22 protein-coding genes are annotated in these 22,114 nt (G+C 34.6%); all 22 read left to right on the forward strand.

Annotation, left to right across the window (positions count from 1 at the left end; genetic code table 11):
- The first annotated feature begins 5 nt into the window (after window positions 1–5).
- The 22 genes from AC0VXY_RS01080 to AC0VXY_RS01185 all read left to right on the forward strand — a co-directional run bounded on the left by AC0VXY_RS01080 (window position 6) and on the right by AC0VXY_RS01185 (window position 22,084).
- On the forward strand, window positions 6–1,169 hold the full coding sequence (locus AC0VXY_RS01080; protein WP_475526625.1) for a glycosyltransferase family 4 protein: 1,164 nt from the start codon (window positions 6–8) through the stop codon (window positions 1,167–1,169).
- Window positions 1,132–2,199: a glycosyltransferase family 2 protein gene (locus AC0VXY_RS01085; RefSeq protein ID WP_475526626.1), complete on the forward strand. Its 1,068-nt coding sequence runs from the start codon at window positions 1,132–1,134 to the stop codon at window positions 2,197–2,199. The genes AC0VXY_RS01080 and AC0VXY_RS01085 overlap by 38 nt, the downstream gene beginning before the upstream one ends.
- Before the next feature lie 22 nt (window positions 2,200–2,221).
- Window positions 2,222–3,343 carry a glycosyltransferase family 1 protein gene (locus tag AC0VXY_RS01090; protein ID WP_475527783.1) on the forward strand — a complete coding sequence of 374 codons (1,122 nt, stop codon included), beginning with the start codon at window positions 2,222–2,224 and terminating at the stop codon, window positions 3,341–3,343.
- A gap of 4 nt (window positions 3,344–3,347) precedes the next feature.
- Window positions 3,348–4,241: a glycosyltransferase family A protein gene (locus tag AC0VXY_RS01095; protein ID WP_475526627.1), complete on the forward strand. Its 894-nt coding sequence runs from the start codon at window positions 3,348–3,350 to the stop codon at window positions 4,239–4,241.
- A 19-nt stretch (window positions 4,242–4,260) separates the two neighbouring features.
- Window positions 4,261–5,331 carry an EpsG family protein gene (locus AC0VXY_RS01100; protein ID WP_475526628.1) on the forward strand — a complete coding sequence of 357 codons (1,071 nt, stop codon included), beginning with the start codon at window positions 4,261–4,263 and terminating at the stop codon, window positions 5,329–5,331.
- Window positions 5,332–5,354: 23 nt separating this feature from the next.
- Entirely contained in the window at window positions 5,355–6,470 is a 1,116-nt protein-coding gene (locus AC0VXY_RS01105) for an acyltransferase family protein (RefSeq protein ID WP_475526629.1), read from the forward strand.
- Window positions 6,471–6,496: 26 nt separating this feature from the next.
- Window positions 6,497–7,534 carry a UDP-glucose 4-epimerase GalE gene (gene galE / locus AC0VXY_RS01110; protein ID WP_475526630.1) on the forward strand — a complete coding sequence of 346 codons (1,038 nt, stop codon included), beginning with the start codon at window positions 6,497–6,499 and terminating at the stop codon, window positions 7,532–7,534.
- A 57-nt stretch (window positions 7,535–7,591) separates the two neighbouring features.
- Window positions 7,592–7,753 (forward strand): YwzD family small protein, encoded by a 162-nt coding sequence (locus AC0VXY_RS01115; protein ID WP_435994142.1) that lies wholly within the window; start codon window positions 7,592–7,594, stop codon window positions 7,751–7,753.
- 24 nt (window positions 7,754–7,777) lie between these two features.
- A complete protein-coding gene (locus tag AC0VXY_RS01120; RefSeq protein WP_475527784.1) occupies window positions 7,778–8,362 on the forward strand; it encodes a sugar transferase in 585 nt (194 codons plus the stop codon).
- Window position 8,363: 1 nt separating this feature from the next.
- Complete coding sequence (locus AC0VXY_RS01125; protein ID WP_475526632.1) at window positions 8,364–9,008, forward strand: acetyltransferase; 645 nt, start codon at window positions 8,364–8,366, stop codon at window positions 9,006–9,008.
- 18 nt (window positions 9,009–9,026) lie between these two features.
- A complete protein-coding gene (locus AC0VXY_RS01130) occupies window positions 9,027–10,196 on the forward strand; it encodes an aminotransferase class I/II-fold pyridoxal phosphate-dependent enzyme (protein WP_475526633.1) in 1,170 nt (389 codons plus the stop codon).
- 26 nt (window positions 10,197–10,222) lie between these two features.
- A complete protein-coding gene (locus AC0VXY_RS01135; protein ID WP_435994136.1) occupies window positions 10,223–10,570 on the forward strand; it encodes a helix-turn-helix domain-containing protein in 348 nt (115 codons plus the stop codon).
- Between the two features lie 23 nt (window positions 10,571–10,593).
- Window positions 10,594–11,361: a glycosyltransferase family 32 protein gene (locus AC0VXY_RS01140; protein ID WP_475527785.1), complete on the forward strand. Its 768-nt coding sequence runs from the start codon at window positions 10,594–10,596 to the stop codon at window positions 11,359–11,361.
- Window positions 11,351–11,974 (forward strand): acyltransferase, encoded by a 624-nt coding sequence (locus AC0VXY_RS01145; protein ID WP_475526634.1) that lies wholly within the window; start codon window positions 11,351–11,353, stop codon window positions 11,972–11,974. Before AC0VXY_RS01140 ends, AC0VXY_RS01145 begins: the two co-directional genes overlap by 11 nt.
- Window positions 11,971–13,161: a glycosyltransferase gene (locus AC0VXY_RS01150; protein ID WP_475526635.1), complete on the forward strand. Its 1,191-nt coding sequence runs from the start codon at window positions 11,971–11,973 to the stop codon at window positions 13,159–13,161. Before AC0VXY_RS01145 ends, AC0VXY_RS01150 begins: the two co-directional genes overlap by 4 nt.
- Window positions 13,162–13,337: 176 nt before the next feature.
- Window positions 13,338–14,309, forward strand: a complete 972-nt coding sequence (locus AC0VXY_RS01155) for a polysaccharide pyruvyl transferase family protein (RefSeq protein WP_475526636.1) — start codon at window positions 13,338–13,340, stop codon at window positions 14,307–14,309.
- 24 nt (window positions 14,310–14,333) lie between these two features.
- Window positions 14,334–15,599 carry a peptidase gene (locus AC0VXY_RS01160; protein WP_475526637.1) on the forward strand — a complete coding sequence of 422 codons (1,266 nt, stop codon included), beginning with the start codon at window positions 14,334–14,336 and terminating at the stop codon, window positions 15,597–15,599.
- Window positions 15,600–15,618: 19 nt separating this feature from the next.
- Window positions 15,619–17,169, forward strand: a complete 1,551-nt coding sequence (locus AC0VXY_RS01165) for a lipopolysaccharide biosynthesis protein (RefSeq protein WP_475526638.1) — start codon at window positions 15,619–15,621, stop codon at window positions 17,167–17,169.
- Between the two features lie 68 nt (window positions 17,170–17,237).
- Window positions 17,238–19,418, forward strand: coding sequence for a right-handed parallel beta-helix repeat-containing protein (locus AC0VXY_RS01170; protein ID WP_475526639.1), 2,181 nt, complete (start codon window positions 17,238–17,240; stop codon window positions 19,416–19,418).
- 114 nt (window positions 19,419–19,532) lie between these two features.
- The gene (locus AC0VXY_RS01175) at window positions 19,533–19,970 is read left to right on the forward strand and encodes a VanZ family protein (RefSeq protein ID WP_475526640.1); all 438 of its coding nucleotides are present in this window, start codon (window positions 19,533–19,535) and stop codon (window positions 19,968–19,970) included.
- Between the two features lie 48 nt (window positions 19,971–20,018).
- Window positions 20,019–21,944, forward strand: coding sequence for an asparagine synthase-related protein (locus AC0VXY_RS01180; RefSeq protein WP_475526641.1), 1,926 nt, complete (start codon window positions 20,019–20,021; stop codon window positions 21,942–21,944).
- A 14-nt stretch (window positions 21,945–21,958) separates the two neighbouring features.
- On the forward strand, window positions 21,959–22,084 hold the full coding sequence (locus AC0VXY_RS01185) for a paeninodin family lasso peptide (protein WP_475526642.1): 126 nt from the start codon (window positions 21,959–21,961) through the stop codon (window positions 22,082–22,084).
- Window positions 22,085–22,114 lie beyond the last annotated feature (30 nt).

Genomic DNA, 22,114 nt, shown 5'->3' on the forward strand with positions numbered 1-22,114 from the left:
GGGGAATGGTTCATTCAATCCTGTTTTGCGCAACCGTCGACTACCACTTTAAAGCTTTCCATTTACCTTATATGAAATGGTTCAAGGAACAAGGCTGGGAGGTCCATGTAGCGGCAAGTGGTGAAATCGAGCTTCCTTATGTGGATAGGAAGTTTACGATTCCGATTCAAAGATCACCGTTCTCTCTGACTAACATAAAGGCCTATCGAGAGCTAAAAGATATAATTGAACACCAACGTTATAAGCTGATTCATTGTCACACGCCTATGGGAGGAGTGCTGGCTCGATTGGCAGCACGTGGGGCAAGAAAGTATGGTACAAAGGTAATCTATACAGCACATGGGTTTCATTTTTGCGAGGGTGCGCCCATTCAAAACTGGATGCTTTATTATCCCATTGAAAAATTGCTGTCACGGTTTACAGATTGCCTTATTACGATTAACAAAGAAGACTATACCTTGGCCAAACACCGATTCAATATTCCCTCTATTGAACATGTGCATGGAGTGGGAGTGAACACCGAAACCTTCCAACCCATTTCTGAAAAGGATAAAGCAGAAAGAAAGAAGTCATTTGGATATCAACCAGATGACTTTTTATTATTTTATGCTGCCGAATTCAACGAGAACAAAAACCAACAAATGCTGATTAAAGCGTTAGCACATATCAAAGAAGAGGTCCCACATGCCAAGTTGTTGCTTGCTGGAGAAGGAGCGTTGCAAAATCATTGCAGGGACCTGGCAAAAAGATTAGAAGTTGATCACATGGTTCATTTTTTGGGATTTCGAAAGGATATACCCGAACTTCTTCCAATGTGTGATGTGGCGGTTGCATCAAGTCTGCGTGAAGGACTTCCGGTGAATATAATGGAAGCGATGGCTTGTGGGTTGCCGGTGGTGGCAAGTTTGAATCGTGGGCACCGGGAGTTAATTGATGAGAACAGAAATGGTTATTTAATAAGTCCAAATGATTACATGGGCTTCTCTAATAAGTTAAAAGACATTTGGCGTTCAAGAGAAATGTATCAGCAGCTGAAACAGGAAAGTAGATTGATGGTGAAAAATTTCTCTCTTGATCAAATAACGAAAGAGCTAAGTGAGATTTATTTAAGATTTATGGTGGAGGATAGTAATGAAACCAAAAGTAAGTATTATCGTGCCTATTTATAATATGGAAAATTACTTAACCCGCTGTCTAAATAGCCTTATATCTCAAAGCTTAATCGATATCGAGATAATAGCGGTCAACGACGGATCTACAGATACCACAATGAAGATCCTAAATGAATATGCTAGTAAAGACAGTCGAATAAAAGTCATCAATAAGAAAAATGGCGGAGTTTCATCTGCTCGAAATGCAGGAATACATGCTGCGATCGGTGAATTCGTTGGTTTCGTTGATCCTGATGATTGGGTGGACTATGTGATGTACGAAACGATGTACCGAACAGCAATGAGTAGTCAATCAGATGTTGTGATGTGCTCTTATATGCGTGAATTTGGGACTCATTCAAAAGAAAAAATATTTAATTCCCCTCAAATAATCACTTACAAAAATGATGAAGTGAAAAAGTACGTCATGAGAAGAATTATTGGTCCTTTGAATAAAGAAATAGGAAATCCTGAACTATTGGATGCTTGGGGAACAGTTTGGTCAAAACTATATCGTACCGAAATTATCCAAGCAAATCATCTTCAATTCGTGGATCTTAAGCAAATAGGCACGAATGAGGATTCCTTATTTAATATTCAAGCAATCTACTATTCAGATTCTTTTACTTTTATTAATTCTCCTTTATATCACTACTGGCGGGCAAACGTTACATCTGTTACTTCAGGATATAAACCTGAATTGGTTGATCAATGGTTTCATTTATATAAAATAATCGAAACCTTCCTGGAAAATAAGAAAATGGGTGAAGAGTATTATTTAGCCCTAAATAATCGAATCTGCCTTAACCTTTTAGGCCTTGGACTTAATTCTCTCAGTGGAGGTAAGAAATTTTCCCCGCATAAGAAAATAAAGGACATAAAAATATTATTAGAGGATTATAGGATTAAGCGTTCGTTCCAACAATTCGAATTAAATCATTTTTCAATTGTTTGGAGGGCATTTTATTTGTGTGCAAAACTTAGATTTGCTTCAGCTTTTTATTTTATGTTAATCAGTATTGATATTTTAAGGAAGACTATCAGATAAGGAGGGAAGACAATTGGAGCCAATGCGTATTCTCCAAGTGGTTACAATTATGAATCGTGGTGGGCTAGAAACAATGCTCATGAATTATTATAGACAACTGGATCGGACAAAGGTTCAGTTTGATTTTATGGTTCATCGTGAGGAAGAAGGACACTATGACCGAGAAATTAAAGCTCTTGGAGGAAAGATATATGTAATGCCACAAATAAAGCCAGGCAGCTATAGAAGGTATTTTAAAATGCTGGATTGTTTTTTTGCGAAGAATAAACATTATTTAATTGTTCATTCACACATAAATGAGAATAGCAGTTTTGTGTTAAAAGCTGCTAAAAAGGCTGGGGTTCCTTGTAGAATTGCTCATAGTCACTTGAGCGATCTGGGCATAGATTATAAATTACCCTTTCGCATCTATGCACGTCTATCAATGCGCAATATTCCAACTAGTTATCTCGCCTGTTCAAAGGAAGCAGGTAAATGGCTTTTTGGAAGTAATCGAAAAAAACATAAAAATATTATAGTGTTAAATAATGCTGTTAATACTAAAGATTTCAAATACGACAAAATGACAAGGAAAAAAATAAGAGAAGAGATTGGGGTAGAAGAAAATCAACTCGTAATTGGGCATATCGGAAGGTTTAATAAGCAAAAAAACCATGATTTCCTAATTGATATCTTTAAAGCGGTAACTATGAGTAAGCCTGACTCAATCTTGGTTTTAGTTGGAGATGGTCATTTGCAGAATTCAATTAAGAAAAAAGTCGAAGATCTGGGGTTACTGTCAAATGTGAAATTTCTTGGAGTTAGAGAAGATATTTCAAATCTCATGCAAGCAATGGATGTATTTGTATTTCCTTCTTTATTTGAGGGTTTACCAGTAGTATTGGTGGAAGCACAGGCGGCTGGTTTAACCTGCATCGTTTCCGATTCAATAACGGCAGAAACAAATGTTACAGGCAATTTAACATTTGAGAGTTTAGTAAGTTCACCACAAACATGGGCAAATAGAATATTATCTTCTTCTTACATACATGAAGACACTTCAAAAGTCCTGATCGAAAAAGGATACGATACTACAACCATGTCCAATTGGCTAACGGACTATTATATGAAAAAGGCTTCAATGGAACAAGAAATAGGAGGCTGATCATGTGCCCACTTTAACTGTATTCACGCCCACATTTAATAGGGGATATATTCTTCACAGGTGTTATGAAAGTTTAACAAGGCAATCATGCAAAGATTTTTTATGGATGGTAATCGATGATGGATCTACTGATAATACAAAGCATCTAGTAGAAAAATGGAGCAAAGAAAACAAAATATCAATCAGATATATTTACCAAGAGAATCAAGGTATGCACGGGGCACATAATACCGCATATGAAAATATAAATACTGAATTGAATGTATGCATTGATTCAGATGACTACATGCCTGATACTGCAGTTGAGAAAATCACTACTTTCTGGGCTGAAAATGGAAGCAAAGAGGTAAGTGGTTTTGTTGGCTTAGATGCTACCAGTAATAACAACATATTAGGAACTTTATTACCTTCTAACTTGAAAAGCGCAACTCTGTTTGACCTATACCAGAAATATGGAGTTAAAGGGGATAAAAAACTTGTATACCGCTCTGAGTTAACAAAAAGGTATTCTTACCCCATATTTGACGAAGAGAAATATGTGGGATTGACTTATAAATATTTTATGATCGATAAAGAGTACAAGTTGTTGCTAATGAATGAAGTTCTCTGTTATGTAGAATACCTTGAGGATGGGTCTTCATTAAACATGCTACACCAATATAAAAGAAACCCTAAAGGATTTGCGTTTTTTCGAAAAGAATTAATGACATTACCCTTTGCCAACTGGAAATACAAATATAGGCAAGCGATTCATTATGTATCTAGTAGTTTATTGAGTCATAATAGCAAATTTATTATAGATTCCCCGAATAAGTCGTTGACTCTGGTTGCTCTTCCTTTTGGATTTGTTTTATATGTATTTATTTTAAGAAATACAAGAACCATATCAGGGTTGTAAAAGTGAAAGGATTCTACTTATGACGGTATTGTGGTTAAATCTTTTAGTGGTTTTTCTGTTCGCCTTATTTGCACGATATTCAGCTGCACCAGTTAATGGTGTCTATTTTAATACGCAACCCAATAAGCTTTTAGTAATCTTAACAATCATAACTTTAGTCTTAGTATCCGGATTACGTATAAATATGGCAGATACTTATTTTTATATGCACTCCTATGTAATAACCCAGTTTTCTTGGGAAGGTGCTTTTAGCCAAAAGGATTTTGGTTTTTATATACTTCAGTTACTTTTAAAAAAATATGTATCTACTGATCCCCAAATACTCATATTATTTACAGCATTACTTACTAACCTTTTTATTGTAATAGTGTTATATAGATATTCTAGAATGCTTGAATTAAGTCTATTTGTATATATTACCGGGGGCCTTTATTTAACTTCCATGAACGGAATGAGACAATTCTTAGCAGCTGGAATTATCTTCATAGCAACAAAGTATATTTTTGATGGGAACTGGTTAAAGTATATATCTTTAGTTATTTTAGCATCTACATTTCATCAAAGTGCTTTAGTACTAATTCCAATATATTTTTTAGTAAGAAGGAAAGCGTGGACAAAAACAACTCTTGTCTTGTTGCTTATATCAGTCCTAATAGTAGTCGGATATAATCAATTTTCCGAGTTGTTATTTAAGGCAATTGATAATACTCAGTATGGGGGATATGACAATTTCACAGAGGGTGGAGCCAATATACTTAGAGTAATAGTACACTCTATACCGGTGATAATAGCTTATATAGGTAGGGAGAGATTAAGTGAATTATATCCTAAAGGTGATTATGTAGTTAATCTAGCTCTATTAGGTTCAGTCTTCTTAATCATCTCAACTCAGAATTGGATATTTGCAAGGTTCAATATTTATTTTGGGCTTTATCAAGTCATACTAATATCGTGGGTAATCAAGTTATTTGGGAAAAAGGATCAAAGGATCATATACCTTGGAGTTATAGTGTTTTACCTGATTTATTTTTATTATGAGTGTGTAATATCATTTGGGACAGTTTATCAAAGCGATTACATCAACTTTTAGACTAAAGGAAGGCACTGATTAAAATGAAAAGTTCTAATACTGGAAAATTGACTAGACTAGATTCATTAACCTCCTTTAGGTTTATTGCTGCATTAATGGTGTACTTATTTCATGTAGGAATTTGGTCAGAATTTCAAACAGGATATATAGGCGTTAGCTTTTTTTTTATACTTTCAGGCTTCATATTGACCTATAACTACAGTAATAAGTTAATTCACTTAGACAAAAAATTGGTTGGGAAGTTTTATATAGCAAGATTTTCTAAAATATACCCCATCCATTTGTTAACTTTTTTCTTAGCAGTACCTTACTATTTTTTTATTCCATTAAAGCATGAACCTATATTATATGTGTTCCAAGCCATTACGAATATAACTTTAATCCATAGTTGGATTCCGTTCGGTAACATTTCATTCAATGGAGTGTCCTGGAGTCTATCAAACGAGATGTTTTTTTATATAATTCTACCTTTAGTTATAATGTGTGGCTACAAGTTTAGGACTAAAAAGTTAGTACTTGGAGTAGTTATTGCTGGATTTAGTCTATTATTACTTACTACATTAATCTTATTACCGCCAACTAACAATTTTTCAAGATGGTTTGCCTATTACTTCCCAGTAACAAGAAGTTTGGAGTTCATAATTGGTATATTGTTGGGATTCATATTTTTACGAACTAAGAACTTAACAATGAATGTACCTAAAGGCATTTTTACAACTGTTGAAGTCATCACTTTAAGTTTATTGATTCTAATAATAATACTCTCACCAAATGTTCTTCAGAATTTACGTTATGGAATGGTGTTTATTCCTTTTATGGGATTACTTATAATTACTTTTGCGTTTCAGAAAGGGTTTTTGTCACGTCTGCTTTCTAATAAGGTTTTAATATATCTTGGAGAAATTAGCTTTTCCTTCTATATGATTCATAATTTAGTTCTTTCATATATTTTCTTTTTATGGAAGCCACAGATTAACCAAAATTTGTTGATAGTTATTTGCCTACTATTATCTATTATCTTGTCATCAATTATGTATCATTTTTATGAAGAACCAATGAGGGTGAAAGTAAAGAACAGACTAGGAAATAAGTTTTCGACTGATCAAAGTGTTGTAAAAACAAATAAAAAGGTTGTTTGAATAATTTTTGAAAGAGGAGAGAATTTATGACGATCTTAATTACTGGCGGGGCAGGTTATATCGGAAGCCACACATGCATTGAACTATTGAATGCTGGCCATGACATTGTCGTTGTGGACAATTTCTCAAACAGTAAGCCGGAAGCGCTCAAAAGGGTGTCTGAAATAACAAGAAAATACTTTCGAACTTACTGTCTTGATTTGCAAAACCGGGAAGGTCTGGAAAAGGTATTTACAGATAACGGGATTGAGGCGGTGATTCATTTTGCCGGCTCCAAGGCGGTTGGGGAGTCGGTTCATTTTCCACTTAAATATTATGAAAATAATATGAACAGCACCATCACCCTCTGTGAAGTCATGAAAAAGTTCCATGTGAATAAACTCGTATTCAGTTCATCTGCCACTGTATATGGGGCGACGAATACGGTACCGATTACAGAGGATACCCCTTTAAAGGCAACAAACCCATACGGTCGTACAAAGCAGATGATTGAAGAGTTATTGCAGGACCTTTATGATTCTGACCGTGAATGGAGCATTGCCCTGCTTCGTTATTTCAACCCTGTAGGGGCTCATGAAAGTGGGCGGATTGGTGAGGATCCTAATGGAATTCCCAATAACCTCATGCCATATATTTCTCAAGTGGCGATTGGGAAACTGGAAAAACTCCAAGTATTTGGTGATGATTACCCAACAGTAGACGGCACCGGGGTAAGAGATTATATTCATGTGGTCGACCTGGCCTTTGGTCATGTCAAAGCTCTGGAAAGACTGCTTACTACTAGCGGAATCGATGCATATAATTTAGGCACCGGTAAAGGATACAGCGTTCTTGAAGTCTTGTCCGCATACGAAAGAGCAACTGGGAATACCATTCCATATACGGTAGTGGAGAAGCGGCCGGGAGATGTAGCCGTTTGTTATGCTGATACATCAAAAGCGAAAGAAAAGCTAAACTGGGGAGCAGCCAAAGGGATCAATGAGATGTGTAAGGATTCCTGGAGATGGCAGCAACATAATCCGTTTGGTTACGAGAAACCATCCAAAATATTAGTGAAGAACTAGGTACAGGTGCTACTCATAGCAGCTGCTTTTTTTATGTTCAATGTAAGGAGAAGAAATATGAATATTACTGAAAACCTAACAGTCCAAGATCTTCAGGAGCTTTTAAAAACAATGTATCAAAAGGGTATTCAATCAGAAGAAGTGAATACAAGGGAATTTCTAAACGAAATAAAAGAAAACATCATCGCCCTCTGTACTACAAATGAGATCGATACCTGATCATCAAGGAAGTGATTTCAAATGATCAAACGAATGATTGATATTAGTATTTCATCGATTTTACTTTTGGTCTTGATCCCGTTAATGGTTCCAATTATGTTAGGCATTAAGATAAAAATGGGGTCACCTCTATTGTTTTGTCAGCAACGGCCGGGGCTTTACGGGAAACCATTCAAACTATATAAATTCAGAACCATGTTAAATGGTGATGGTATAGCGGATGAACTGAGATTGACTCCTCTTGGAAGATTTCTTAGAAAATATAGTCTTGATGAATTTCCCCAGTTATACAATGTGTTGAAGGGTGATATGAGTTTAGTGGGTCCAAGGCCATTGTTAATGGAGTATCTGCCACTTTATTCTGAAGAACAATACATTCGGCATCACGCGAAGCCCGGAATAACCGGATGGGCTCAGGTGAACGGGAGGAATGCAATCTCATGGGAAGAAAAATTCTTATTGGATGTTTGGTACGTCAAGAATCAAAGTTTCTCTCTCGATATGAAAATTCTTGCCAAAACCTTCATCAAAGTGATCAAAAAAGAGGGAGTCACCGGCCAGAATCATGTAACGATGGAAAAGTTCAAAGGGTCGAAAGAAGTGGTCTGATATGAAGGTCGTAATGATAGGAAATGGTGGGCATAGTAAAGTCGTTCAGGAGATGGTGATAAGGCAGGGGTACAGTGTTCATGCCATAGTAGATGACAAATATGAAAGCGAGCAAATCATTGACGGGATTGTGTATGCTCCATTGACTTCCATCCATAAAATACTGGATAAAGAGATGAAAGTGGTCGTAGCAATTGGCAGTAATATGGTTAGAAAGCATATGGTAAGTAAGTTAAAGCTTCCTGGTAAGCAGTATTTAACCGTCATCGATCCTACTGCAGTAGTAAGCAATACGGCAGCAGTTGGATATGGAACAGTTGTAATGCCAAAAGCTGTGATCAATGCAGATGCCCACGTCCATGATCACTGTATCATCAACACCGGAGCCGTCATTGAACATGATAATTCAGTAGGGGATTACTCACATATTTCCCCTCATGCCACATTAACAGGAAACGTAACGATCGACGAAGGTGTACATATAGGGGCTGGTGCTACAATCATTCCTGGTGTGAAAATCGGGGAGTGGTCGATCATTGGAGCCGGGGCGACGGTCATTCGATCTGTCCCTGCTCATAGTAAGGCAGTGGGGACACCAGCCAGGATCATCAATAGGAGCCTTGGAGTAGTGAAAGATATCATGTAGAGAAAAGGTGGTTGTTAGATGAAGAAGCCGAGAATCTACCTTTCTCCTCCTCATATGAGTGGAAGGGAACAAGAATATATTAAGGAAGCCTTCAGGACCAATTGGATTGCCCCATTAGGTCCGAATGTGGACGCATTTGAACAAGAGTTAGCCTCATACGTAGGAGCCAGTGAAGCGGTGGCCGTTAATTCGGGAACATCTGCCATCCACTTGGCTCTTTCTTTATTGGGAGTCACCCGGGGGGATACTGTTTTCTGTTCAACACTGACATTTGTGGCAAGTGCGAATCCCATTCTATATCAAGGGGCAGATCCGGTTTTTATAGACTCGGACTACGATTCATGGAATATGTCTCCCCAGGCGCTACAACGGGGATTACAAGACGCTGCCTTTCAAGGAAAGCTTCCAAAAGCCGTCATCATTGTGAACTTATATGGTCAAAGTGCGAAAATGGATGAACTTCTTACTCTCTGTGAACATTATCAGGTCCCCGTTGTAGAAGATGCAGCCGAGTCACTGGGCTCCACTTATAAGGGAAAACCCAGCGGGACATTTGGACATTTCGGAGTCTATTCATTTAACGGTAATAAAATTATCACAACATCCGGCGGGGGGATGCTGGTTTCCAACGATATTGAGTCCTTGCAGAAAGCTCGGTTTCTCGCTACCCAGGCAAGAGACCCTGCCCCATATTATCAGCATAGCCAGGTAGGTCACAATTACAGACTGAGTAATATCTTAGCCGGTGTTGGGAGGGCCCAATTGGAGGTAATCGATGAAAGGGTAAAAGCCAGAAGGCTCATTTTTGAACGTTACCAGCAATCCTTATCTCATATCCCGGGGATCTCATTCATGCCGGAATTGGAAAACAGTATGACAAACAGATGGCTTACAACCTTTACCATTGATGAGATAGAAACAGGAATAACACCATCTCAGTTAATAGAAGCAATGGCAAAAGAAAATATTGAAGCACGTCCAGTATGGAAACCTCTCCATATGCAGCCGTTATTTAAGGCGGCAACTTACTTCTCTCATAGTGAAGATGAAGATGTCGCTCAGCAACTGTTTTCCAGAGGTATTTGTCTTCCATCCGGGTCAAGTATGACGGAAGAAGAACAAATGAGAATTGTTGAGTGTGTAATGAATACGATTGAAGGTGTGTACGCAAGGCAGGATATAATATGATGTCAAAAAATATGAGGTAATGATGAATGATAGGTTCAAATATAGGTAGTATTCGAAAACGCAGAGGACTCACTTTATCCGAACTTGCAGATCGGGCAAATGTATCTAAATCCTATCTGAGTAATTTAGAGAGGAACTTAAATAAGAATCCCTCTATTCAAGTCATAGAGAAAATTTCGACTGTATTAGACGTGGATTTAACAACTATTCTTCAATTCAATTCACCTGAAGAAAATAGGGAACTGCTTGAGAGCGAGTGGCTGGATTTTATAAATGAGTTGAAGGATTCAGGGATTGAGAAAGAGCAATTACAACAATATAAAGCGGTGATTGAATTTATAAAGTGGCAGAATCATAAGGTGGAAGAGAAATAATATGTTGGGAGGAGGAGAATGTTCTGGTTAGCAATAACATACCTAAAACGATTCACTATTGCTGGTTTGGAGGAAAGGAAAAGCCGGACATAGTAAAAAGATGTTTGGATAGTTGGGAAAAGCACTTACATGATTACGAAATAATTGAATGGAATGAAAGCAATTTTAACATTACTCAAAATGTATATGTAAAACAAGCTTATGATTCTGGAAAATATGCATTTGTCAGTGATTATGTAAGAGTGTATGCGCTGTACCACTTTGGGGGGATATACTTAGATACAGATGTAGAAGTATTTAAATCATTCAACGATTTATTGTACCATGAATCTTTCTGGGGATTTGAGCAAGGAAACTTTATTGCCACAAGTACTATAGGTGCTGCAAAGGGAAACCATTTAATAAAAATGTTTCTGGATTCTTATAATAAGAAGCATTTCATTAAAGAAGATGGAAGTTTTGATGACTTAACAAATGTAGCGATTGTTACAAATATACTTGAAAAATTAGGTCTAAATCGTGATGGGGATCTTCAAATTATAGAGGGCGTGGGAGCTTTTTATCCACAGTCATATTTCTCTCCTTATGATTACATTAATTGCAGAAATTTTGAAGATGAAGATACGTATGCGATGCATCATTTTTATAAAAGTTGGCTACCTATTAATACAAGAATAAAAAGTAATATAAAACAATCACTTGCAAAAGTAATTGGAGGACATAATATCTCTAAATGTAGGAAGATGATTCAGTGGAGTTTTTCATTAAAGGAGGGGTCTGATGGTAAATAAAATTTTTAGGACCTTATTAACTGAAATAAAAATCAGAGGATTATATATCACTTTTTTGATGAATGTAGCTCATTTAGCGGGGGGGATAAGGGGAATGGTTTTTAAGTTCATTTATTTTAAAAATATAAAATCTACACTCTTTTCCTTGCAATCTAATAGTAGAATAGAAATTTTTAATAAAGCATCTAAAATTCATTTGGGGAAGTTTGTTTTTATTAGAAAGAATGCGAGTATAAGAGTCGATTTTGATGGTGTTTTAACAATAGGAGATAAGGTGTTTATTAATGATAATTGCAATATTAATTGTGTGAAAAAAATCTCAATTGGAGAATATACCAAAATTGGACCGAACGTTTGCATAAATGACCATGATCATAATTTTAAAAATATTTCCGATACCCACTTAATAAAGGGCGAAGTTGTTATTGGGGAAAATGTATGGATTGGATCAAATGTAGTAATAGTGAAGAATTCGGTTATCGGTGATAATGCTGTAATAGCTGCAGGGAGTGTTGTAAAAGGTCATGTGCCAGCAAATACACTTTATTTTGATAAACGAGATCAAATTATTAAACCATTTTTTAAACAAGATAAAACGCGAGGTATTTTATGAAAAAAGATATCTTTATCGCAGTGTATAGTATGGAAATTGGTGGCATTGAAAGAAGTTTAATTAATATGCTGAAAAATTTTGATTATGAAAAATATAATGTGGATTTATTTATTTATGAACACACAGGGGAACTGATGAAGGATATTCCTATAGAAGTGAATATTTTACCTGAAAATCCTAAAATGTCAGTGTTTAGAAAGCCCATTAAAAAATGTGTAAAGGAAAAACATATTAGCACCTCAATAATAAGGGTAGTAAGTAAAGTGATTTCAGTCCTTCAATCTAAAAAGAGAAGTTTTAAAGAAGGACATGGTTATGTCCAGATGCAACTGTCATTCAAGCTTTCTAGTTATGTCATGCCTAAATTTAAGAAAGAATATGAGGCAGTGATAAGTTATTCGTGGCCACATGAAATAATTTCGAAAAATGTGAGAGCTTCCAATAAAATAGCTTGGATTCATACCGACTACAGCAAGCTCGAAATCAATCATTCGATTGATCTAAAAAGCTGGAAAAAGTTTAATAATATTGTTTCAATTTCAGAAGATGTAACAAAGTCATTTCTTTCAGTATATCCTTCGTTAAAAGAGAGGATTATTATGTGTGAGAATATTTCAGATCCCAGTGCAATTAAGGAGTTGGCCTTTGAGAAAGTGAGTGATTTTGACTCCAATAGTTTTAACATCCTTTCTGTGGGGAGACTTTCTTATGTTAAGGGATTTGATCTAGCAGTTAAAGCGTTAAAAATTCTTCATGATAAAGGCTATGACAAACTCAAATGGTATGTAATTGGATATGGGGGATACGAGGGAGAATTAAGAAAATTAATTAAAGAACAAAATCTTGAAGAGCAATTTATCCTTCTCGGGAAAAAAACGAATCCATACCCCTATATTAAGAAGTGTGATATTTTTGTCCAACCTTCAAGGTATGAAGGAAAAGCGGTCACCGTTACAGAAGCCAAAATTCTTACTAGACCCATTATAATTACAAATTATCCAACAGCAACAAGTCAGATAGAAAAAAACAAAGAAGGATCAATATGTGGCTTAACACCAAAAGATATTGCAGAAAAAATAGAAGAAATCTACAAAAACGAAAGTTTAAGAGAGCAACAAATTCAATATCTTCAAGGTCAAGAATATGGGAACAGAGAAGAATTAAAAAACCTTTATGCAATTTTATGAATAATAGGTTAATAATCAATAATTGTTGTTGCTTATTTTTGGTACTACTTATCTGTTGAGATTGAAACTTCTGCAAACTTTACGACTATTGGTTTCCCCTGACAACATTTTTCAGAAGTAATTAGGAATAAAGAGTTAAAAATAAGACTTAATTAACATAGCTGGAGGAAAATTATATGGAAAATGTATTAGTTTTAGATACATCAGTTGGATCGCTAAACAAAGGTGACGATATCATCATGAAATGTGTAAAACAACATCTTCAAGGAATAACCAGGACTTCTTATGTTCTGACATTACCAACCCATGTTTCACCCTTTCACTGGTATCAGGTTGCAAGAAGATCCAGTAGAGTGAAAATATATGAAAATGCAAAATATAAATTTGTAGGGGGGTCAAATTTACTTACCACAGATATGTTGACACATTTTCCTCAATGGAATATTAATGTGTTTAATTATGGACCACTAAAAGATAGTGTCCTAGTAGGAGTAGGAGCAGGTAAGGGGAATAAAGTAAATAAGTATACTAAGATGCTATACAATAAAGTTCTATCAAAGGAATTAGTTCACAGTGTAAGGGATGAACGAACAAAGAAGATATTAGAGGGGATTGGTTTAAAAGCAATTAATACCGGTTGTTCAACATTATGGTCATTAACTCCTGAGTTTTGTAAGTGCATCCCTACAGAAAAATCTAATTCAGTTATTTTTACTTTGACTCATCATTCACAGGATACTGCAAATGATCAGGCATTAATAAATATATTAAAAAGCAATTACAAAGACGTATATTTTTGGATTCAGGCTGCAGAAGATCTTGATTATTTAAAAAGTTTTAAAAATATTGAACATATTAAAATCATCCCTCCTACTTTAGAAAGTTATGAGGAGATTTTAAGAACAGACGTTGATTATATTGGAACAAGGTTACATGGTGGGATCTATGCTATGCGATTTCAAAAAAGATCCATTATTATTTCAATTGATGAAAGGGCACATGGAATGAGTGAGACCTATAATCTTAATACGATTGATCGAAAAGACTTAATGAGTGACTTGGAAAGGATGATACAATCTCCTTTAATTACAGAAGTCAATGTGGACTTTGATAGCGTTACAAAATGGATGAGTCAATTTAATGGTTGAAATAATAGAAAGATGGTGGGCAAAGTGAATATAATTCAACTAAAGCATGTAAGAGTAAAGGATAATAGAGTAGATATTTATTTTAGCGTTGAAGGAAAGATACAAAAATATTTTCACAAAAGTCACCACTTATTTTTTGAATACAACTACAATGTTTCAGATATTCCTATAAGTATCCTTACTATTCCATTTGTTGCTAATATTGCACCGTTGGCTTGGATAACAGATTCAAAATTAATTGTAAGTGAATTAGATCAAACATTTTTCGAATGCTTAAATAAAGTGAAACAGGGCTATTCAAATATGTTCCCAAAAGCAAAATTTAAAGGGGATATCCAAGTGGGGAAAGTGGTTAATAATACTTATAAGTCAGAAATTGCTGCTGTACAACTATTTAGTGGAGGACTTGATGCTCTAGCAACCTACATAGGGATAAGAGAATTGAACCCAATTTTAATCACTGAGTATGGATGGCATGAGAATTTAATACTACAAAAGGAAGAATGGGAAGCTGATAAAACACATGTTGTCCACTTTGCAAGAGATCAAAGTCTCCAGCATTGCTTTGTGGATTCAAATTATGGAAACTTTATTTTTGCTCAAAAAATAGATAGTGATTTTTTGAGAATCCTAGGAGATTCCTGGTGGCATGGACTTCATCATAGTTTAGCAATTATTTCAGCAGCCATTCCAATCTCTTATAAACTTAAGGCTGAATGTATATATATCGCATCATCTTTTTTTAGAGGGTATGCTGCCAAATGTGCTTCAGATCCTACAATTGACAATGAGATAAAATTTGCCAGCGGGAAAGTATTTCATCACGGATACGAAATGAATAGACAGGAAAAGGTAAAAGTAGTTGTTGACTATGCTAGATTAAGAAATAAATATACAAAATTAAGGGTGTGTTTTAAAAACCAAGAAAACTGTTCCAAGTGTGAGAAATGTTTGAGAACAATCATCGGAATCATTGCAGAGGGAGAAGATCCGAATAAATTTGGATTTAATACGGCTAAGAACATGTCAAATGATTTAATTGAATTTCTATCTGAAAATGTAAAATTTTTTAATGACTCAAAAATTATGCAGTGGGAATTAGCAAAAGAAAGGATGAAGTTAAATCAAAATAACTTATTGGATAAAAGCTTCTTAGAATGGTTTTTGAAATATAATTTTAAGGTTGAAAAAAGAAATGCACTGATTAAGTATAGAGTTACAAAATTTTTCCCTATTATTAGAAGGAAGATCAAACAAAAATTAGTTAGTCTCGTATTACCCAACCATTAAATTAAAGAGGTTTTCAAAAATGAGAATCCAAAATTCGTTAAAAAATATGTTATTCGGCTTATTTGGTCAAATGATAAGTGTTATCTCGGGTTTTGCTGTAAGAACAGTCTTGATTTATACACTTGGTGTAGAATATCTTGGCGTAGAAGGGCTATTTTCAAGTATTTTATTAATGCTCTCATTAACCAATCTGGGATTTGATAATGCAATGATATATAGTCTTTATAAACCATTAGCTGAAAATAATATACCGAAAATACAATCATTAATAAATCTATATAAAAATGCATATAGAATAATAGGCTTGGTAGTTTTAATTATCGGTTTATCTATTTTCCCGTTTATTGATTATATAATTAAAGACCCCCCAGCTATTAAACATATAGAAATTATATATTTACTGTTTTTAATGAACGCTGTAGCTTCATACTATTTTATCTATAGGCAATCTGTCATTATAGCAGATCAGCGAAATTATATAATCTCTAGAATACACACTGTTTTTATTTTATTATCTAACTTATTACAAATCATATTACTATTGACTACCCACAATTATATACTCATGCTAAGTATTCAGATTGGTTTGAAAATAATTGAAAATATATACATTGGTCATAAGGCAAATCAACTATATCCATCGGTTTTTAAAAGAAATAATTCAAAACTCTCAAAGAAAGATAAAGAAAGCTTTTTTAGCAGCTTATATTCTTTATTTCTTTATAAAATAAGTGGTGTTGTAATAAATGGAGCAGATAATATTATTATCTCTTTTTTTATTGGGATTCATGCAGTAGGTATATATTCTAACTACTTACTGGTTCTCGCAACTCTTACAACGTTATTAAGTTACATCTTTTACTCTATTACTGCAAGTGTGGGAAATTTGGTTGTAAAAGAGACGGATGAAAAGAAATATTTTATTTTTCGGGTTATAAATTTTGCGAATTTTTGGATTTATGGGCTTATAACAATTTTGTTATGGAATATTCTAAACCCAATTATTTATGTTTGGTTAGGCGAACAACTTACTTTTAATAAGTATATTGTATTAACCATTCTGTTGAATTTCTATACTACAGGTATGCAGAATGCCTCCACAACGTTCAGAGAAGCTACAGGGCTATTTAATAAAGGGAGGTATCGACCTCTAGTAGCGGCTTTTATAAATGTAGCTGTATCAATCATACTTGTAAATCAAATAGGTATTGCGGGAGTAATAATTGGAACAATTATAAGTAGACTTGCTACATATTTTTGGTTCGACCCGTATGTCATATATAAAGAAGTCTTCAAAAAAGAGGTTAAATATTACTTTGCAAGATATTTGAAATTTCTTCTGACCGTTATAGTTACTTTGCTATTTACAGAATACATCTATAGTTTTATAACATTAAAAATGATTACAGCGATCTTAGTAAAGGGAGCATTATGTTTTGTTTTTACAAACTTAATCTTTTTTAGCTTATTTAGAAAATATGATGAGTTTATTTATCTAAAACTCATTCTGCTACAGATTCTAAGGAAATTCTCGATATTGAAGGTAAATCAAAAATCTTATAACCAATAATGGATGACTTCTCAGTGTAAAGTAGTGTGTTTTTAGGAGAAACCTGTTTCTTTGAAGGGAGTTATTTAATGATGAATAAGAAGTTTGCATTGTTTCCTATTGTCATAACTTTTTTTTTCTCACTACTGTACTTCTTTCATTTTTTTGAAGGCAAAATTACAATGATGCCATCTGATAGTGAGTACCTTGAATTAAATGGAGGAATCTATGAATTAGAATTAAATAAATGGAGTATTGATAATAACGGAGCTCATCCTGATGAAACAACTGATGGTATAAATGAGGCACTAATTTGGGCTAGTAACAATGGTTATTCAACAGTTAAGGTACCACCAGGAGAATATCTCATTAAAAATGGGCCTCCTGATGATTCATCTTCTAGAATTAATATGGTTAGTAACATGACGCTTTTGCTGGATGAAAATACTGTATTTCAAAAAGAAAAAAATGGATATGAAAGCTACGTAGTGATGTATATTGGTCCTGGCGTGCAAAATGTGAAACTGATAGGTGGTACTTATAAAGGGGACAGATATGCTCACAATTATTCAAATAAAGATCATCCGCATTCTGCAGGAACTCATGAAGGAGGATATGGTATTTTTGCAGAAGGAGTTAAAGGTCTCCAAATAGAAAATGTTAAATGCGTTAATTTTACAGGAGATGGCATAATGATAGGGGGGAAGTCGAAGCAAATTAGTGTCTTGAAAGAAATAGACTTTGAAAAAGGTAGTATTAACGATAAAGGAGTATTAGTGAATGATCATTCGAAAATCAGAACTATCAGTAATCCCAAAACCAGTTTGACAGATGATATTTTTAGAACCAGTACTACAATTCAGCTCTCTCGACCAAAAAACATGCCAAAAGTTCAATTTGACATCTACTTTTACAATAAAGAAGGTGTTTTTATTTCAAGTAAAAAGGGTCTAGAGTTTGATTGGAGTCTGATCGAAATACCTAAAGATGCAAATTACTTTCATGCAGTATTTAATACTTCTGACTTGGCTAAAGTTAAATTAGAGTATTGGAACAAGCAAATTTCTCGGGATGTTATTATCAGGAACTCGGAGTTTGCATTTAATAGAAGGCAGGGAGTGACGGTCGGGGGAGCAAAAGATGTTCAAATCATCAAGAATAAAATACATGATATGAAAGGAACGGCGCCACAAGCTGGTATTGATATTGAAGCTGGATTCTTTCCCAATATGAATATAGAGATAATAGATAATACTTTCTATAATAATAAATCATACAATATTATCGTTTATGATGGAGAAAATATAATAATAGAAGACAATTATATTGGGCCTAATTCTAATCAATCGTCTATAGGTTTAGCAATATCTAAATCATTCCGGAAAAATGCACAAATAAATAACAATTTATTTGATGGTTCAAAAATAGTAGCACATCATCACGCTCTCTTCCAAAATAATACCATGATTGATTCAATTGCGACGTTCTATGGACCAAATACAGCTATTGAAGGAATGAAGTTTAAAGACTCTCAATTAACAATTAGCAGCGTAATCCCTTTTGGAGTAAAAGGCTCTGACATAGTAATGGACAATAATAAGAAAAACTTATATTCATTGGTGTTGAACGAAGAACCAGTGAGGTTAAATAATATATTAATAAAAGGGGAAGCAGCTCAAAGAAATCTAATTGGAAATATTAAAGATGGGAGCATTTATAATAACTTTAAAATTATTGGATTCAATGGTGTATATGGAATCAGCCTTCCAAGAGGCACTTATCGTAATTGTGAATTTATCTCAGGTATTGATGGGGAAGGCACAATACAAGTCAGTCGTTCAGGAAAGTATATATTTAATAAATGTACGATGGATACAAAGGGGAAGACGATAAATGTTTCAGGTTATGACAAAGAGATAGATGTTTCCATAAGAAACTCAGAATTTTTTATCAGAGATAACAGTGAAGCTATGTTATTTGAATCTCCTAAATTTCTGTTAATGGAAAACAACAAGATTCAAGCGAATAATTACCAATTCGCTAACAAAGGATTATTACACTTTAGTAAGCAGGTAACTGGGAAAAACATGTTAAATGATTCAGAAGTAATAATTAGAAACAACACTATAAAGGCAATGAATGACGTAATTGGAATATCTACTGTGAATAGCGGTAATGCTCCTCCTTATATAATTGAAGGAAATACTTTGTATCAAGCAAAGCTCAAATTACGAGAAATAGACACTAATATTCAAAACAAGGAGGAATGAAAAACAAAGGATGAAAAATACAATATATACCTTGCGTTCTTTATAAGATTGTAGTATTGTTCTTTATATAGTACAAATTAGGTATTTATAACCAGTTTGGGGGATGAGTTCAATTTGACCCGTTTTCTAAAGAAAATTGTTTTAGGATTACTCATTTTAGGCTACATGATTCTCATCTGGTTCCAATCAAGTCATTTTAATCCTGAAATCATCTATTACACCGGTCTCACTCTTGATCCACGAATTATAGTATTTGCTGGAATATTATTGGAATCACTCCATTTAATTGAATTCGGCATTTTATATGTACTCATTGTTCTTTTTCAGCTGTCTTTTGGTAACCTCAATCGAGGTAAAGAAATCGCTGCAATTATCCTCTCCTTTTCATATTCAGTCTCTGATGAGATACATCAGTTATTTGTTCCATTCCGCACCTTTTCAGTAGGTGACCTCATTAAGGACTTAATTGGTATTGTTTTCATGTGGTTGTTATTTAGATATTTACATAATAGAAAAGGAATGAAAGCAAGAGAAAGGACTATTCCTTATTAAAAAAATGTTCGTTATTAAGAATTTAATGAGAGATTGGGGAGGATTTTCATGAGTGCAATCGCTGGAATTTACAATATTAATCGAGAGCCGCTATCTTATGACTATATATCTACAGTAATGAATGCCTTAAACCACTTTCCGGCTGATGATGTACAGATCCTTCATAAGGATAACCTGTTTTTCGGGTGTCACACTCAATGGGTTACCCCAGAATCAGTTGGAGAGAAAAATCCTTTATACGATTCTGAAAGGCAACTGGTAATCACAGCCGATGCCATAATCGACAATAGGAATGAGCTTATTAATAAGTTAAATATAAACAAGAGTAATGGAAAAGAAATCTCGGACAGTGAATTAATTTTACTTTCCTACGATAAGTGGCAAGAAGATTGTCCGCAGTATTTAGTTGGGGATTTTTCATTTATGATTTGGGATGAAAAGAGACAAAAGTTATTTGGAGCAAGAGATTTTTCTGGAGCCCGTACCCTCTATTATTATAGTGATTCCAATAGGCTTGCCTTTTGCTCATTAATGAAGCCGTTGCTTAAGCTTCCCTATGTGGAAAATGAAATTAGTGAACAATGGACGGCAGAGTTCCTGGCCATTCCATGGAATTTTGAAACCGTTGATACTGAAAGCACTGTATATAAAAAAATTAAACAAATTCCGCCTTCTCACTCCATTTCTTTGTGCGGTGGAAAATTGCAACTAAATCGATATTCAACTCTAGTAGCAAAAGATAAGCTGAATCTAAAATCCAATGAAGAATACGAAGAAGCATTTATAGAAGTTTTTAATAAAGCTATTCATTCAAGGTTACGTTCTAACTATCCGATTGGTGCACACTTAAGTGGAGGTTTGGATTCAGGCTCAGTGGCGTGTTTAGCTGCAAATTCTCTTAAGGAAGAAAAAAAGAAGTTACATACTTTTAGCTATATTCCTATTGAAGGATTTGTCGATTGGACACCGAAAAGCCGGGTTGCAAATGAAAGACCTCTCATCCAATCAACCGTAAATTTTAACGGAAACATCAACGATCAATATTTCACCTTCGAAGAAAAGAGCCCCCTTAGCGAAATAGAGGGCTGGTTAGATGCTCTTGAAATGCCTTACAAGTATTTTGAAAATACATTCTGGCTTAAAGGAATGTTTGAAAAGGCTCAAGAACAAGGAATTAGAGTTCTGCTGAATGGGCAAAGAGGAAATTGGACAGTTTCTTGGGGACCTGCGATTGATTATCAAGCAAATTTAATGAGGAAATTTAAATTTCTTCGTTTTTACAAAGAAATATCAGAGTATAGTGCAAATGTTGGTGTTCCTAAATCCAGAGTATTGTCTGTGGTCTCAAAAAAGATGTATTCAACTATTTATAAGTCTAAAAAGCAGGAATTATTACCCTCGATGATCAGTTCAGACTTCGCTAAGAAAACAAGTGTCTATGAAACGTTACATCAGCATGAAATAGATTTAACAGGTACCCTAACCGATTCATATGAAATAAAGAAAAAACAATTTGAACAGCTGTTTTATTGGAATATAACAGGAACCTATAGTTCTAAATTATCCATCCATCACGCTGTATGGGATCGGGACCCTACAAACGACTTAAGGGTAGTGAACTTTTGTTTATCTGTTCCAGAGGAGCAATATGTACAAAATGGATTTAGTAGATCGCTTATTAGGAGATCCACAAAGGGTATTTTGCCGGATAGCATTAGACTCAACCAGCGTACCAGAGGGGTTCAAGGTGCCGATGGTATACACAGGATGATGCCAGTCTGGAGGGAGTTTATTCAAGAACTTGAGGAATTAACTAAAGACTCTTTGGTAGCTGATGTAATGAATATTTCGGCGATAAAGAGTGCGATTGAAACGTATAAACACGAACCAAAGGCAGAACAAATTTATGATTTAGATTTTAGACTATTAATGCGCAGTTTAATTTTTTATCGATTTATGAAGAAGACATCTTGAAAGGGGGTGGGAAAATGAAAAAAACGTGGGAGAAACCAGTTTTAGAAGTTCTAGATGTGAATATGACAATGGCTGGACCAGGAATCAAAACTCCAGATGCAGTGCAGCCGGATGTAGATGAAGCGGTACATTACAGCTAATTATTTTTTGTATTAATCTTTGGCCCTTAT

The organism is Rossellomorea sp. QJM3NY_18 (genome assembly GCF_056173145.1).